Genomic DNA, 14,686 nt, shown 5'->3' with positions numbered 1-14,686 from the left:
AGACTTTAGGACAATTAAAAAGGGTATTTCCATGTCAGAACAAAACAACACCGAAATGACTTTCCAGATCCAGCGTATCTACACCAAGGATGTCTCTTTCGAAGCGCCAAATGCGCCGCACGTTTTCCAGAAAGACTGGCAGCCAGAGGTTAAACTTGATCTGGATACCGCATCCACCCAGCTGGCGGATGACGTGTATGAAGTCGTACTGCGTGTGACCGTGACCGCCTCTCTGGGCGAAGAAACTGCATTCCTGTGCGAAGTACAGCAGGGCGGTATCTTCTCCATCGGCGGCATCGAAGGCAACCAGATGGCGCATTGCCTGGGTGCATACTGCCCGAACATCCTGTTCCCGTATGCCCGTGAATGCATCACCAGCCTGGTTTCTCGCGGTACATTCCCGCAACTGAACCTTGCGCCAGTGAACTTTGATGCGCTGTTCATGAACTATCTGCAGCAGCAGGCTGGCGAAGGTGCCGAACAACATCAGGATGCCTGATGAGCACTGTTAATGCGTCAATGACTGTGATCGGTGCCGGCTCATACGGCACCGCTCTTGCCATCACGCTGGCAAGAAATGGTCACGACGTGGTCCTGTGGGGCCACGATCCAAAACATATCGCCACGCTGCAGCGCGACCGTTGCAATGTGGCGTTTCTCCCGGACGTTCCGTTCCCTGACACCCTGCACCTGGAAAGCGATCTTGCAACCGCGCTGGCGGCCAGCCGCAACATTTTGATTGTGGTGCCAAGCCATGTCTTTGGCGACGTGCTGAATCAGATCAAGCCGCTGATGCGCCCGGATGCGCGTATCGTCTGGGCGACCAAAGGGCTGGAAGCGGAAACCGGACGTCTGCTGCAGGACGTTGCCCGCGAAGCGCTGGGGGATGAGATCCCGCTGGCGGTCATCTCCGGGCCGACCTTTGCCAAAGAGCTGGCTGCGGGCCTGCCGACGGCGATCTCGCTGGCATCCACCGATCAGGCCTTCTCCGACGATCTCCAGCAACTGCTGCACTGCGGCAAGAGCTTCCGCGTCTACAGCAACCCCGATTTTATCGGCGTGCAGCTGGGTGGCGCGGTGAAGAACGTGATTGCCATCGGGGCCGGGATGTCTGACGGTATTGGCTTTGGCGCCAACGCGCGTACGGCGTTGATTACCCGCGGCTTAACCGAGATGTCCCGTCTGGGCGAAGCGCTGGGTGCCGATCCGGCCACCTTTATGGGTATGGCTGGGCTGGGGGATCTGGTGCTGACCTGTACCGATAACCAGTCGCGTAACCGCCGCTTTGGCATGATGCTCGGACAGGGCAGCGATGTAAAAAGCGCGCAAGAGAAGATTGGACAGGTGGTGGAAGGCTACCGCAATACCAAAGAAGTCCGCGAGTTGGCGCACCGTTTTGGTGTCGAAATGCCAATAACCGAGGAAATTTATCAGGTATTGTATTGCGGAAAAAATGCGCGCGAGGCAGCATTGACCCTATTAGGTCGTGCGCGCAAGGACGAGCGCAGCAGTAACTAGTCGGAACCGTTGTCACCTGAATGACCCAGCCAGCGCAGAACTGGCTGGTCATTAACTATCGTCTGGAGTAAGCAATGCCGTGTGAAGAACTGGATATCGTCTGGAATAACATTAAAGCCGAAGCCCGGGCGCTGGCCGACTGTGAGCCTATGCTGGCCAGTTTCTATCACGCGACGCTACTCAAGCACGAAAATCTCGGCAGCGCGCTGAGCTATATGCTTGCCAACAAGCTGGCTTCTTCCATCATGCCTGCTATCGCCATTCGTGAGGTAGTGGAAGAGGCCTACGCCGCCGACCCGGAAATGATCGCCTCTGCCGCCTGTGATATCCAGGCCGTGCGCACGCGTGACCCGGCGGTGGATAAATATTCTACGCCACTTCTCTACCTGAAAGGCTTCCACGCTCTGCAGGCGTACCGCATTGGCCACTGGCTGTGGAATGAAGGCCGCCGCGCGCTGGCGATCTTCCTGCAAAACCAGGTTTCCGTGACGTTTCAGGTTGATATTCACCCGGCGGCAAAGATTGGCCGCGGGATCATGCTCGACCACGCCACCGGGATCGTTGTCGGGGAAACGGCGGTGATTGAAGACGACGTCTCGATCCTGCAGTCGGTTACCCTGGGCGGTACCGGGAAAACCAGCGGCGATCGCCATCCGAAAATTCGTGAAGGGGTGATGATTGGCGCGGGGGCTAAAATTCTCGGCAATATCGAAGTCGGGCGCGGCGCGAAGATTGGCGCGGGGTCGGTTGTGCTCCAGCCCGTGCCGCCGCACACCACCGCCGCTGGCGTACCGGCGCGCATCGTTGGTAAGCCAGACAGCGATAAGCCCTCGATGGATATGGATCAGCACTTCAACGGCATTCACCATACCTTCGAGTATGGTGACGGCATTTAACTTCTGAGAATGGCGCCCGGGTAACCCAGCTGGCGCCAGGCTTCATACACCACCACCGACACCGCGTTCGACAGGTTCATGCTGCGGCTGTCCGGCATCATCGGAATACGGATTTTCTGCTCGGCGGGCAGGGCATCCAGGATCGTGGCCGGCAGGCCGCGGGTTTCCGGGCCAAACATCAGATAGTCACCCTCCTGATAGCTCACGGCGCTGTGCGCTGGCGTGCCTTTGGTGGTCAGGGCGAACATGCGCTGCGGCTTCTCTGCTTCCAGAAACGCGGCGTAATCGTGATGGCGAACCACGGCGGTAAATTCATGGTAATCCAGCCCCGCGCGGCGCAGGCGTTTGTCGTCCCACGTAAAGCCCATCGGCTCAATGATGTGCAGACGAAAACCGGTGTTGGCGCACAGGCGGATGATATTGCCGGTGTTCGGCGGAATTTCTGGTTCGAATAAAACGATGTTAAGCATGCTGCCCCCTTAATTGCGGGGGCAGAATAGCAGAAAAGAGAGGAACTACGCGACGCCGGGTTCCTGCGAGCGGCTGTACAGCATTTTGAAGACAGTTGCCGCCGCGGCCAGCAGGGCGGGTACGCTGAGGATCATTAAAATACTGTCTGCCTGCCACTGCATGGAAAGAAGCTGGGCGCTGGTCATGGTGCCCGCCACGCCGCCAAAGCGGCCGATCCCCTGCATCCAGGCGATGCCCGTCGCGCGGCACTCGGTAGGGTAAAAGGTGGCCGCGAGGGTTTGCATGCCCGACTGCGCGCCGTTCATCGCGATCCCCATCAGGAAAATCAGCCCGCCAAACAGGGCGATATGGTTATGCTCAAGGCCAAGCAAAAGAATCAGGCCCATCGTCAGCACAAAACCACCTGCGACCACCTTGTGCGCTTCCCAGCGGTCCATCATCCAGCCCGCGAGCAGAATGCCTGCGGTGCCGCCGAAGGTAAACAGCGAGGTGAGCCAGGCGGATTCCGCCAGGGCATAACCCATCCCCTGCATCAGCGTCGGCATCCAGCTAAGCAGGACGTAGTAAATCACCAGCCCCATAAAATAAGTCACCCACAGCATCAGGGTGCCGGGTAGCCAGGGCATGGAAAACAGCTGCCCCACGCTTCCTTTTTTAGACGCGGCTTTCTCTTCCGCCAGGAAAAAGCCTGTAACGCTCTCCAGCGTGCTGCGGCTGAACCGGCTGGCAATGCGGCGAACCTGCGCGACGTCTTTCCCGCGCTGCACCAGAAACTTCACCGATTCCGGCAGCAGCAGCGCCAGCAGCACGGTTAAAATCAGCGGCGCAATCGCGCCGGTCAACAGCACGCTTCGCCAACCGTGGTGGGGAATAAACCAGGAAGAGATCGCGCCGCCGCCCGCAGCGCCCAGAGGGAAGCCGCAGTACATGGTATTAATCGCCATTGCGCGGCAGCGCTGGGGGGCGAACTCTGAGATCAGCGTGATGGCGTTTGGCATGGCGGCGCCGAGCCCGAGACCCGTCAGAAAGCGCCAGAGCGTCAGGGTATTCAGGCTTTGCGCCCAGGCCGTCCCCAGGCTCGCCAGGCCGAAGAACAGGCACGAAAAGACCAGCACGCGCTTGCGTCCCATCCGGTCCGATACCGGACCTGCAATAAGGGCTCCCAGCGACAGCCCCAGCAGCGCCGCACTCAGCACCGGCCCCAAATCCTGTTTGTGTATTCCCCACTCCGCCGACAGCGTAGGCGCGATGTAGCCCATCGCTGCCGTATCAAAACCATCGATCGCCAGAACCAGAAAGCCCAGCACGATAAGAAGCCAGTGAAACCCTGAAAAAGGACTCTCGTCGATCACCTGCTGAATATCCACCTTACCTGAATAGGTCATACGCTCCCCTCCGATGTGATGTTGTTTTTGTGTTCTTGTATTTGCTTGTCTATACAATTGCGAACGGGAGGGATGTGTCAAATTTTCTTATCCAGAATGTTACGCAGGTGTTATTTTCGACAAAAAAAGCGCCCGAGGGGGAAATCGGACGCATGGGAAAGGTGGGGTAACGGGAGAGGATCAGGCCGCGTCGCCATGTGACAGCGGAGCCAGCGCCGCCGGCAGTTTACTCAGCTCCTGAACCAGCGAATCCTTGCTGATTTCACTGATCGACTTCGCGCCGGTCAGGGTCATCGCCACCTTCATCTCTTTCTCGATCAGGTTCAGCAGGTTTGCCACGCCCGCCTGACCGGCCGTCGCCAGGGCGTAAAGATATGCGCGGCCCAGCAGCACGCTGTCGGCACCCAGCGCAATCATGCGCACTACGTCCAGCCCGTTGCGGATGCCGCTGTCGGCCAGAATGGCAATATCGCCTTTCACCGCATCGGCAATGGCCGGCAGGGCGCGGGCGGAAGAGAGCACGCCGTCGAGCTGACGTCCGCCGTGGTTAGAGACCACAATTCCATCCGCGCCAAAACGCACCGCGTCGCGGGCATCTTCCGGATCGAGGATCCCTTTGATCACCATCGGGCCATCCCAGAACTCGCGGATCCACTCCAGGTCTTTCCACGAGATCGACGGATCGAAGTTGTTCGCCAGCCAGCCGATGTAATCCTCCAGCCCGGTCGGTTTGCCAAGGTAGGCCGAGATGTTCCCCAGATCGTGTGGACGGCCGTTCAGGCCGACGTCCCACGCCCACTGTGGATGCGTTACCGCCTGCCAGTAGCGGCGCATCGCGGCGTTCGGGCCGCTCATGCCGGAGTGGGCATCACGGTAGCGCGCGCCGGGCGTGGGCATATCAACGGTAAAGACCAGCGTTGAGCAGCCTGCCGCTTTGGCGCGCTCCAGGGCGTTACGCATAAAGCCGCGATCGCGCAGGACGTACAGCTGGAACCACATCGGGCGCTTGAGGGTCGGCGCGACTTCTTCAATCGGGCAGACGGACACGGTAGAGAGGGTAAACGGAATGCCTTTAGCATCTGCCGCGGCGGCGGCCTGCACTTCGCCCCGGCGGGCGTACATGCCGCATAAGCCGACGGGCGCGAGCGCGACGGGCATGGAGAGCGTTTCGTTAAACAGCTTCGTCTCAAGGCTCAGGTCAGACATATTCTTCAGCACGCGCTGGCGCAGGGCCACTTCTGACAGATCCTCCACGTTGCGGCGCAGGGTGTATTCGGCATACGCCCCACCGTCGATGTAGTGGAACAGGAACGGCGGCAAAATGCGCTGCGCCGCGGCGCGGTAGTCACTGGCTGCTGAAATAATCATGCTTTGTTCTCCCTGGAAATATCACTTTCGCCAGGCAGACGGGTAATTCGCGCCTGTCGGGCCTGGTCTTCATCAAATCGTTTAATGGTGGTGTGCACGAAGCCGAGATGCGCCATCATCGCTTTGCGCGCGGCTTCGGCATCGCCGGCCAGAATGGCGTTGAGCACCGCCTCGTGCTGTTCGGTCAGCTGGGCAAAGACCGGCGGGACCAGATACATGCGCTGGCGGCTCTGCTTCACGGAGGATTGCAGCAGGTCGAAGAACCCGCGCATGGTCTGGAGCAGCACCACATTGTGCGACGCCTCGGCGATTGCCAGATGGAAACGCACGTCCGCCTGGGAGGCGATGTCCGGGTCGCTGCTTAGCGTGGCTTCGAAGCAGGCTTTGAGCTTCTCTTTGTCGGCTTCTGTTGCCCGCATCGCTGCGTGCCATGCGGTACTGGTTTCGATGGCGTGACGCGCTTCAAGAATGTCGAAGCTGTAGTCCGGGTCGTTTTCCAGCAGCGTCTTCAGCGGCTGAACGATGTTTTGCTCGGACCAGTCATCATGCTGCCAGCGCACAAAGGTGCCGCCGCCGCGACGGCTCACCAGTACGCCTTCGCTGACCAGCGTCGCCAGCGCCTCGCGAAGTGAGTTACGCGATACGCCAAGCCGGGCGGCAAGCTGGCGCTCGGCGGGCAATTTCATGCCCGCTTCCAGCTGTTGTTCTTCAATCAGCGCCCGCACGCGAGAGGCAATCTCGTCGGACAGGCGTCTGGGCATCACTATCATGGGATCATCCAGGTTAAGACATAGGCCTGCAGGGTGGTGATCACCCCGACCATGCAGGTGAATATCAGGCTGTGTTTCACGGTAAAGCGGAACAGGTCCGACTCTTTGCCCACCAGTCCCACCGCCGCACAGGCAATGGCGATGGACTGCGGGGAGATCATTTTGCCGGTCACGCCGCCGGTGGTGTTCGCGGCGACCAGCAGCACGTCCGACACGCCAATCTGCTGCGCAGCCGTCGCCTGCAGGGCGGCAAACAGGGCGTTAGACGAGGTATCTGAACCCGTCAGGAACACCCCCAGCCAGCCGAGGAACGGCGAGAAGAAGGTGAACGCGTGTCCGGTGTGGGCCAGCGCTAACGCCAGCGTCGACGACAGGCCGGAGTAGTTCGAGATAAACGCGAACGCCAGCACCATGCCGATGGAGTAGATCGGCAGCATCAGCTCTTTAATCGTCGCCGCAAAAGTCTGTACCGCGGCGGCAGGCTTCATGCGCAGCCACACCACGGAAAGGAGTGCCGCAAACAGGATGGCCGTACCGGTGGCGGAGAACCAGTCAAACTTAAACACTGCCGCATACGGGGTGGCGTCGTGCACGACCGGCGGCATACGGGCAACCATCTTGTCGAGGAACGGCACGGAGATGTTAATCACCATGTCGTACAGCGCGCCGCCGGGAGCGAACAGCGCTTTAAACGGCGGTATGCTCCACAGCGTCACGGTAGCGGTCAGGAACAGGAACGGCGACCAGGCGCGGACGATCTGTCCTGCGGTATAGCCCGTGCGGGCGAGGGTCTGATCCACATGCGACGCGCCCATGTCGGCAAAGCGGAAGATGCGCACCGGCTGCCAGCGTTTCAGGAACAGCGTCAGACAGACCAGCGACACCAGCGAAGAGATGATGTCCGGCAGCTCCGGGCCAAGGAAGTTCGAGCTGAGGTACTGGGCAATCGCGAACGAGCCGCCTGCCACCATCACCGCAGGCCAGGTCTCCTTCACGCCGCGCCAGCCGTCCATAATCGCCATGATCCAGAACAGCACGATAATGGTCAGGAACGGCAGCTGGCGGCCAACCATCTGGCCGATCTCAAAGCTGTCCAGCCCGGTCACCTGTCCGGCCACCAGAATCGGAATCCCCATCGCGCCAAACGCCACCGGTGCGGTGTTCACAATCAGGCACAGGCCAGCGGCGTAGAGCGGGTTAAAGCCCAACCCGACCAGCAGCGCGGCGGTGATCGCCACCGGTGCGCCGAATCCTGCCGCGCCTTCAAGGAACGCCCCGAAGGAGAAGCCGACAATCAGCATCTGCAAGCGCTGGTCCGGGGTGATGGAGAGAATCGACGAACGAATGATGTCGAACTGCCCGGTCTTTACCGAGATTTTATAGACAAAGACCGCGGCGATGATGATCCACGCAATCGGCCACAGGCCGTAGAAGAAACCGTAGACAACGGAGGCCAGCGCGCGGTCGACCGGCATCTTGTAGAAGAACAGCGCCACCAGCAGGGCGATGGCAACGGTATACGTCGCGGCGAGGTAGCCCTTCAGCTTGAGCTTAATCAGCGCAAAGAAGAAGAACAGGATCGGTAGCGATGCGATCAGGCTCGACAGCCAGATATTGCCGGCCGGGTCGTAGTTTTGTTGCCAGAGGCTCATGCAGGTCTCCTGGGGACCAGACAGCCTGTGCTGCGGGTGAGTCTCCGCTCAACTCTGCGTCACAAACTGTGTAAAAGTGGTCCTGCCAATATTGTGTTGTAGGGTTAATGACAATGAATGGTTAACCAGATGTTATGGAGTGGCAATGGTTTTGTGAGCGGAAATGATGGAATTGTGAACCGGGGGAGGATTAAATGCGCTATTGGTTGGACCAATTCACGCGAAGGGGAAAAGAGTAGGCCGGGTAAGCGCAGCGCCACCCGGCATGAAATTAGAATGCGGTCTTACAAAAACCCGTCATCTCTTTGAGGCCCATTTCGCGGCCAAGCTCGGTCATCGGGTGAACCACCACCAGACCACGAACGCTTTTCTTCAGCTTGCCCATGTCAGCCTGCTCTTTTTTGGTGATCGCGCGGCGGTGCGGCATGTTCATCAGCTTCTGCGCTTCTTTGCTCAGCTTCTGGCCTTTGACTTCGCGCAGGCGCTCGATTTCCGCTTCCAGCTTCGCGGTCTCTTTTTCCAGCTCGGCATATTTCTCGGCGGAATCGACCAGCGACAGGCCCGCCATCTGATGGCGGATCAGATCCAGGCGGTCGCTCAGGCGTTTAATTTCGTTCTTTTCGACTTCTTTCATGACAAATAACTCTGAAAACGGGGAATTTACAGGGAAGGATACACCAATGTGAGCAGGCTTACTTCTGAAACGCTTTTTTTAAGCTGATTCGGGAAATCAGCTCAGTCAGGGAGAGGACCATCGTGGAACGGACAACCTGTTGATAACGCAGCTTTTGCATCGCGTAGAGCTCAGGATCGCTGTTATCAAACTGCGGTGCAGGAGGGAGCGCGGTGACGCAGTGCAGCTCGCCGAACGGCCCCAGGATCTCATCGTCGGTAAAGGTGTATTCGTTACCGTCATGATTGAGTTCTTCGCGCAGCGCCATTAACAGCTCTGCATCTTCATACTCTTGTCGGTTCAGCACGCCAAGACCATAAATCAGCTTCAGACGCACGGATAAATCGCCCAGCGGTCCGTCTCCGTCCAGTAACGGTTCTACAGCATATTTTACCGCGTAGTCGTCTTTGCGAAACACCTGAAGCACCAGGATATTCACCGCCTCGGTTAACAGCTCGACGGCGGCAATCAGGAAACTTCGTACGGTTTTGCCAGCATTCAGACGCTCAAGCACACGATTTTCAAAGGCCTGGGTTTGTTCCATTATTGCCTGCATATCTGACAATCTGTTATCCGGGCGCAGGCTAACCTGCGCCGCATTCTGCATCATTTGGTTGCGTTGTATGCGTTAACCGCCTCCACAACCACGTCGCTGTTGGCGTCCAGACCGGAAATCTGCGCCAGCGCAGCCTGCGCGCCCTGGGTATCAATCAGCTGAGCCAGTTCCTGCGCCTGTGGGTCCTGCTCGCTGCGGTAATGCATCGCGGCGGCAATCCCTTTCACCAGGTTGGCGTGCGGCAGGCCGTATTCCAGCGTGCCCAGCAGCGGCTTAATCAGGCGATCGCCCGCGCTCAGTTTGCGCAGAGGCTGACGGCCCACGCGCTCAACGTCATCTTTCAGATACGGGTTTTCAAAGCGACCGAGGATTTTCTGGATGTATGCTGCGTGTTTATCAGCATCAAAACCGTAGCGTTTGATCAGCACCGCGCCGCTCTCTTCCATTGCCCCTTTTACCACCGCGCGGATCTTCTCATCGAGGATCGCGTCACGAATGGTCTGATGACCGGCCAATTTTCCGAGGTACGCGGTTATAGCATGCCCGGTGTTCAGCGTGAAGAGTTTGCGTTCGACAAATGCCATCAGGTTATCGGTTAATTCCATTCCCGGAATGGTCGGCAGCGCGCCCCTGAACTGAGTTTTATCGACGATCCACTCGCTGAATGTTTCAACAGTGACTTCCAGCGGATCGTTGGTGGCGGATTCGGACGGCGGAACGATGCGGTCTACAGCGGAATCCACAAACCCGACGTGCGCTTCAACCCAGGCTTTATCTTCCTCAGCCACGGCCGCCATAACGTGGCCTTTCAGCTGCGTGGTGCCGCGCACCATGTTTTCACAGGCGATGATGTTCAGCGGTGTTTCAATGCCCTGTGCTTTACGCTTCGTCAGGCCTTTCGCGACCGCAGGAGCAATACGTTCAAGCACCACCGGACCCACGGCGGTGGTCACCAGATCAACGCTGGCGATCAGGTCAATCACGTCGTCGCCGATGCTGCTGACCGCGTTGACGCCAGAGACGGTTTCAACCTGTTCCTTTTCACCCACCACATGAACCTGATAGCTATGACGGGCATTCAGGGCATCCAGAACCACCTGATTCACATCGGCGAATGTCAGGGTAATGCCTGCGTCTGCCAGCAGTTTACCGATAAAGCCACGACCGATATTACCTGCGCCAAAATGTAATGCTTTCATAGTGTTAACCTTCATCAATGTTTTTACCCGAGAGGGCTGGGGTGAGGAACGTTTCCCCCTCACCCTAGCCCTCTCCCCGAAGGGGAGAGGGAAGAGGCGCTGCTATTTGTTGAGCAGGGCCAGAACTTCTTCAACGCTTTCAGTTTGTGCCAGGCGCTCGATGACGGACTCATCATCCAGCGCGTTGGTCAGGCTGGTAATCACCTGAATATGCTCGTTGTTGCGAGCGGCGATACCAATCACCAGACGGGCGATGTCGTCCTCTTCTTCACCGAAGCGCACACCGTCAGGATACTGACAGAACACCACGCCGGTTTTCAGCACGCGGTCTTTCGCTTCAACCGTACCGTGCGGAACCGCGATGGATTCACCCAGGTAGGTTGGCGTCAGTTTTTCACGTTCCAGCATCGCGTCAACGTATTCTGGCTGAACGTAGCCGCCCTTCACCAGCTGTTCACCGGCAAAGCGAATCGCCTCTTCTTTGGTGCTCGCGGTACGGCCGAGGAAGATGTTCTCCGCGCCCAGCTTAAACAGGTGAGCGTTGCTTTCGTCAAAACTGTCCTGCAGGCTGGTGCGCACTTTCACTTCGTTGTCTTCGTGACGCTGCGCGGCAACCAGACGTTCGGTCAGGCTGGTGTACAGGCCGCTGTCCAGGAAGTTGGTCAGCGAGATGTGCTGTGCCTGCGGTACCTGACGCATAGCGCGCTCGGTCAGATCGCGGTGCGTGATGACCAGGTCAACGTCCGGCGGTAGGTTGTTAATCGCGCTGTTGGTTACGGAGATATTGGTCAGGCCCGCATCCTGCACTTTCTTACGCAGCACGCCGGCACCCATTGCGCTGGAACCCATACCGGCGTCGCAGGCAACGATGATTTTACGCACGTGGCTCAGGTCGTTAGAGACATCGCCAGCCGCCAGCGGGGTCGCACCTTTGGATTCGGCTTTCATGTCGTGCATACGACGGGTTGCCGCTTCGATATCGTCGTCTTCTTTCACCTTGCTGGTTTTCAGCAGGATAGAAGAGACCACGAAGGAGACCGCCATCGCCGCACAGATCGCCGCGATGTTCGCGAAGTACGCGCCTTTCGGCGTCATCGCCAGCACCGCCAGGATAGAGCCTGGAGAAGCAGGGGAGACCAGACCGCCGCCCAGCACGCTCAGGGTGAACACACCAGTCATACCGCCGAGGATAACGGCCAGGATCAGACGTGGGTTCATCAGCACGTACGGGAAGTAAATTTCGTGGATACCGCCCAGGAAGTGGATGATAGCCGCGCCGCCAGCAGACTGCTTCGCGCTGCCGCGACCAAAGAACATGTACGCCAGCAGAACGCCCATACCCGGACCCGGGTTCGCTTCAATCAGGAAGAAGATGGACTTGCCGAGATCGTGAGACTGCTGAATACCCAGCGGCGAGAAGATACCGTGGTTAATGGCGTTGTTCAGGAACAGGATTTTCGCCGGTTCAACGAAGATAGACGCCAGTGGCAGCATGTCGTGCGCCACCATGAAGTTAACGCCCGCTGCCAGCAGTTTGGACAGCACTTCAACAGCCGGACCAATGCCGAGGAACGCCAGAATCGCGAGGATCATCCCGATGATGCCCGCAGAGAAGTTGTTCACCAGCATTTCGAAGCCGGACTTGATCTTGCCATCAACCCAGACGTCGAATTTCTTAATCGCCCAGCCGCCCAGAGGACCGGCAATCATCGCACCGAGGAACATCGGCATATCCGCACCGACGATCACGCCCATGGTTGTGATGGCACCCACGACGCCACCACGGTCACCGCCCACCAGACGACCACCGGTATAACCGATGAGCAGCGGCAGGAGATAGGTAATCATTGGGCCAACAAGTTTCGCCAGCGTTTCGTTAGGCAACCACCCTGTCGGAATGAACAATGCGGTGATAATACCCCACGCGATAAACGCGCCGATATTTGGCATCACCATGTTGCTGAGGAAACGACCAAAGCTTTGAACTTTGATCTTGAAATCGGATGACATAAAACACCCCTTCTTCTGTTTACGCTTAGGCTTGCGGCCCGAGGTTTATTGTTAATGAGGCGGCAGAGGTAGCCGGACCCTGTTCTGATGCTGTGAAATCTGGCACTGAATCGTTCAACTGTCCAGACAGCGGAATTTTGTGTGATGCATGTCACGTAAATGTAGGGGGTGTGGTGTTGAATGAAGTGACCTGAGTCACAAAACAGGCGAGTAAAAAAAATACGATGGCGAAAAATAGAGCAAAAACCACCTCTTTATGTGATTAATGTCACGTTTTGCTTTTGCGGGTTTGTTTCTGGATTGTGACTGGTTTCACAAAATATTTTTATGCCGATTTCTCCGACTGCGATCGGCGTCAGGACGGCCTTGAGTAACACGGAAAGCTAATAAAACAGTTTACATATGTAGTATGGCGGAAAGTTGAAACCTGAATTACGCTCATAATGTAAGGTTGAGTATATTATTATTCAGGATATATTTTGACACGCTTATAAACTTGCGTGGAGATATTATAAAAACCGATACTCCCCGGCTCTGAAATAATCAGCGTGCCTTTTAAATTTAAAAATAAATTAATTAGGCTGCGTGCTGTTTTATTAATGTAATGAGTTGACGTTGTTTAAGTGAGGAGACTATGTTTCTCAACTATTTCGCGCTGGGCGTGTTGATTTTTGTATTTCTGGTTCTTTTTTACGGAATCATCGCCATCCATGACATCCCCTATAATATGGCTAAAAAGCGTAATCATCCCCATGCCGATGCTATTCATACGGCTGGCTGGATCAGCCTGTTTACGCTCCATGCCATCTGGCCGTTCCTGTGGATTTGGGCCACGCTGTACCGCGAAGATCGCGGCTGGGGCATGCAGAACCACATTACTAAGCCTGATGAGGTTCCGGGGATGGATGCGCTGGCCAAACGCGTGGCCGAGTTAGAACACAAGCTGGCAGCGGTTCAGCCCTCTGATGATAAAAACACGCTGGAGCGCTAATCATGGATCTGTTGATTATTCTGACCTATGTGGCATTTGCCTGGGCAATCTTTAAAATATTCCGTATTCCGGTAAATCAGTGGACGCTTGCTACCGCGACGTTAGGCGGGGTGTTTATTGTTGCCGGACTCATTCTACTAATGAACTATAACCATCCGTATACCTTTACGGCGCAAAAAGCGGTAATTTCCATTCCGATTACGCCGCAGGTCACGGGGGTGGTTACTGAAGTGACCGATAAAAATAACCAGCTCATTAAAAAAGGCGAAGTGTTATTTAAACTGGATCCGGGCCGCTATCAGGCGCGCGTCGACAGACTGAAGGCGGACCTGGTGACCGCGACGCACAATATCGACACTCTGAAAGCGCAGCTTTCGGAAGCGGTTGCCAATACGACACGCGTCTCCGCTGAGCGCGATCGACTATATAAAGATTATCAGCGCTACCTCAAAGGCAGCCAGGCGAAGGTGAATCCGTTCTCTGAAAGCGATATTGATAACGCGCGGCAGAACTATCTGGCGCAGGATGCCATGGTGAAAGGCTCCGTTGCTGAACAGACGCAGATTCAAAGCCAGCTGGACAGCATGGTGAACGGCGAGCAGTCGCAGATTGCCTCGTTACGCGCCCAGCTTGCTGAAGCGAAATACAACCTCGATCAGACCGTGGTGCGCGCGCCGAGCAATGGCTATATCACCCAGGTGCTGATCCGTCCGGGAACCTATGCCGCCGCGCTGCCGCTGCGCCCGGTGATGGTCTTCATTCCTGAACAGAAGCGCCAGATTGTGGCCCAGTTCCGTCAGAACTCGCTGCTGCGTCTGAAGCCGGGCGATGAAGCGGAAGTGGTATTTAACGCGCTGCCGGGCCAGGTGTTCACCGGTAAGCTCACCAGCGTTCTGCCGGTAGTGCCGGGTGGGTCGTATCAGGCGCAGGGCGCATTGCAGGCACTGACCGTTGCGCCGGGTACGGATGGCGTACAGGCGCTGATTGAACTGGAGCCTAACGCCGACGTCGATGCTTTGCCGGACGGTATTTATGCCCAGGTGGCGGTCTATTCGGATCATTTCGCCCACGTCTCGGTGATGCGTAAAGTGCTGCTGCGTATGACCAGCTGGATGCACTACCTCTATCTCGATCACTAATCCTTCCGGGGCGGGAATGCGACACGCATATCTGCCCTTTTTTCATCGCTTGATCCAT

Annotated in this window: 14 protein-coding genes; 5 read left to right on the top strand and 9 right to left on the bottom strand. The window is 57.2% G+C overall.

Annotated elements, in window-relative coordinates:
- The first annotated feature begins 31 nt into the window (after nt 1-31).
- The 3 genes from secB (at nt 32) to cysE (ending at nt 2,414) form a co-directional block, all read left to right on the top strand.
- Complete coding sequence (gene secB, locus IM271_RS15340; RefSeq protein WP_003860835.1) at nt 32-499, top strand: protein-export chaperone SecB; 468 nt, start codon at nt 32-34, stop codon at nt 497-499.
- Nucleotides 499-1,518 (top strand): NAD(P)H-dependent glycerol-3-phosphate dehydrogenase, encoded by a 1,020-nt coding sequence (gpsA, locus tag IM271_RS15335; protein ID WP_045630251.1) that lies wholly within the window; start codon nt 499-501, stop codon nt 1,516-1,518. Before secB ends, gpsA begins: the two co-directional genes overlap by 1 nt.
- A 74-nt stretch (nt 1,519-1,592) precedes the next feature.
- On the top strand, nt 1,593-2,414 hold the full coding sequence (gene cysE, locus IM271_RS15330) for a serine O-acetyltransferase (protein ID WP_008502718.1): 822 nt from the start codon (nt 1,593-1,595) through the stop codon (nt 2,412-2,414).
- Here the strand turns inward: cysE and trmL are convergent.
- From trmL to IM271_RS15285, 9 genes are all read right to left on the bottom strand, one after another.
- Nucleotides 2,411-2,884 (bottom strand): tRNA (uridine(34)/cytosine(34)/5-carboxymethylaminomethyluridine(34)-2'-O)-methyltransferase TrmL, encoded by a 474-nt coding sequence (gene trmL, locus IM271_RS15325; RefSeq protein ID WP_028015039.1) that lies wholly within the window; start codon nt 2,882-2,884, stop codon nt 2,411-2,413. The two genes, cysE and trmL, sit on opposite strands and share 4 nt — an antisense overlap.
- Nucleotides 2,885-2,929: 45 nt before the next feature.
- Nucleotides 2,930-4,270, bottom strand: coding sequence for an aromatic acid/H+ symport family MFS transporter (locus tag IM271_RS15320; protein ID WP_193052824.1), 1,341 nt, complete (start codon nt 4,268-4,270; stop codon nt 2,930-2,932).
- A gap of 180 nt (nt 4,271-4,450) precedes the next feature.
- Nucleotides 4,451-5,638: a quinone-dependent L-lactate dehydrogenase gene (gene lldD, locus IM271_RS15315; protein WP_045630252.1), complete on the bottom strand. Its 1,188-nt coding sequence runs from the start codon at nt 5,636-5,638 to the stop codon at nt 4,451-4,453.
- Nucleotides 5,635-6,408, bottom strand: coding sequence for a transcriptional regulator LldR (lldR, locus tag IM271_RS15310; RefSeq protein WP_048958482.1), 774 nt, complete (start codon nt 6,406-6,408; stop codon nt 5,635-5,637). Before lldR ends, lldD begins: the two co-directional genes overlap by 4 nt.
- A complete protein-coding gene (gene lldP / locus IM271_RS15305) occupies nt 6,405-8,060 on the bottom strand; it encodes an L-lactate permease (RefSeq protein ID WP_045630254.1) in 1,656 nt (551 codons plus the stop codon). Before lldP ends, lldR begins: the two co-directional genes overlap by 4 nt.
- 271 nt (nt 8,061-8,331) lie before the next feature.
- On the bottom strand, nt 8,332-8,694 hold the full coding sequence (locus tag IM271_RS15300) for a YibL family ribosome-associated protein (protein WP_008502724.1): 363 nt from the start codon (nt 8,692-8,694) through the stop codon (nt 8,332-8,334).
- 58 nt (nt 8,695-8,752) lie between these two features.
- On the bottom strand, nt 8,753-9,343 hold the full coding sequence (gene mtlR, locus IM271_RS15295; protein WP_047071159.1) for a mannitol operon repressor MtlR: 591 nt from the start codon (nt 9,341-9,343) through the stop codon (nt 8,753-8,755).
- On the bottom strand, nt 9,340-10,488 hold the full coding sequence (gene mtlD, locus IM271_RS15290) for a mannitol-1-phosphate 5-dehydrogenase (protein WP_193052823.1): 1,149 nt from the start codon (nt 10,486-10,488) through the stop codon (nt 9,340-9,342). The genes mtlR and mtlD overlap by 4 nt, the downstream gene beginning before the upstream one ends.
- 102 nt (nt 10,489-10,590) lie before the next feature.
- The gene (locus tag IM271_RS15285; protein ID WP_028015047.1) at nt 10,591-12,498 is read right to left on the bottom strand and encodes a PTS mannitol transporter subunit IICBA; all 1,908 of its coding nucleotides are present in this window, start codon (nt 12,496-12,498) and stop codon (nt 10,591-10,593) included.
- 634 nt (nt 12,499-13,132) lie between these two features.
- Between IM271_RS15285 and IM271_RS15280 the strand changes: the two genes are divergently transcribed.
- Nucleotides 13,133-13,489: a DUF3302 domain-containing protein gene (locus IM271_RS15280; RefSeq protein WP_028015048.1), complete on the top strand. Its 357-nt coding sequence runs from the start codon at nt 13,133-13,135 to the stop codon at nt 13,487-13,489.
- Between the two features lie 2 nt (nt 13,490-13,491).
- Nucleotides 13,492-14,628, top strand: a complete 1,137-nt coding sequence (locus tag IM271_RS15275; RefSeq protein ID WP_028015049.1) for an HlyD family secretion protein — start codon at nt 13,492-13,494, stop codon at nt 14,626-14,628.
- Nucleotides 14,629-14,686 lie beyond the last annotated feature (58 nt).

The sequence above is a fragment of the Enterobacter cloacae complex sp. I3 genome (assembly GCF_014896175.1).
GTDB lineage: Bacteria > Pseudomonadota > Gammaproteobacteria > Enterobacterales > Enterobacteriaceae > Enterobacter > Enterobacter bugandensis.
The sequence above is the reverse complement of the archived record's forward strand: the minus strand, read 5'-3'. Positions and strand labels throughout refer to the sequence as shown.

Bases quoted from the DNA above. Each gene is read 5' to 3' on its own strand.
- IM271_RS15285 (WP_028015047.1), bottom strand. From the start codon at position 12,498: ATGTCATCCGATTTCAAGATCAAAGTTCAAAGCTTTGGTCGTTTCCTC.
- secB (WP_003860835.1), top strand. From the start codon at position 32: ATGTCAGAACAAAACAACACCGAAATGACTTTCCAGATCCAGCGTATC.
- lldP (WP_045630254.1), bottom strand. From the start codon at position 8,060: ATGAGCCTCTGGCAACAAAACTACGACCCGGCCGGCAATATCTGGCTG.
- gpsA (WP_045630251.1), top strand. From the start codon at position 499: ATGAGCACTGTTAATGCGTCAATGACTGTGATCGGTGCCGGCTCATAC.
- IM271_RS15300 (WP_008502724.1), bottom strand. From the start codon at position 8,694: ATGAAAGAAGTCGAAAAGAACGAAATTAAACGCCTGAGCGACCGCCTG.
- IM271_RS15275 (WP_028015049.1), top strand. From the start codon at position 13,492: ATGGATCTGTTGATTATTCTGACCTATGTGGCATTTGCCTGGGCAATC.
- lldD (WP_045630252.1), bottom strand. From the start codon at position 5,638: ATGATTATTTCAGCAGCCAGTGACTACCGCGCCGCGGCGCAGCGCATT.
- mtlD (WP_193052823.1), bottom strand. From the start codon at position 10,488: ATGAAAGCATTACATTTTGGCGCAGGTAATATCGGTCGTGGCTTTATC.
- trmL (WP_028015039.1), bottom strand. From the start codon at position 2,884: ATGCTTAACATCGTTTTATTCGAACCAGAAATTCCGCCGAACACCGGC.
- cysE (WP_008502718.1), top strand. From the start codon at position 1,593: ATGCCGTGTGAAGAACTGGATATCGTCTGGAATAACATTAAAGCCGAA.
- mtlR (WP_047071159.1), bottom strand. From the start codon at position 9,343: ATGATGCAGAATGCGGCGCAGGTTAGCCTGCGCCCGGATAACAGATTG.
- lldR (WP_048958482.1), bottom strand. From the start codon at position 6,408: ATGATAGTGATGCCCAGACGCCTGTCCGACGAGATTGCCTCTCGCGTG.
- IM271_RS15280 (WP_028015048.1), top strand. From the start codon at position 13,133: ATGTTTCTCAACTATTTCGCGCTGGGCGTGTTGATTTTTGTATTTCTG.
- IM271_RS15320 (WP_193052824.1), bottom strand. From the start codon at position 4,270: ATGACCTATTCAGGTAAGGTGGATATTCAGCAGGTGATCGACGAGAGT.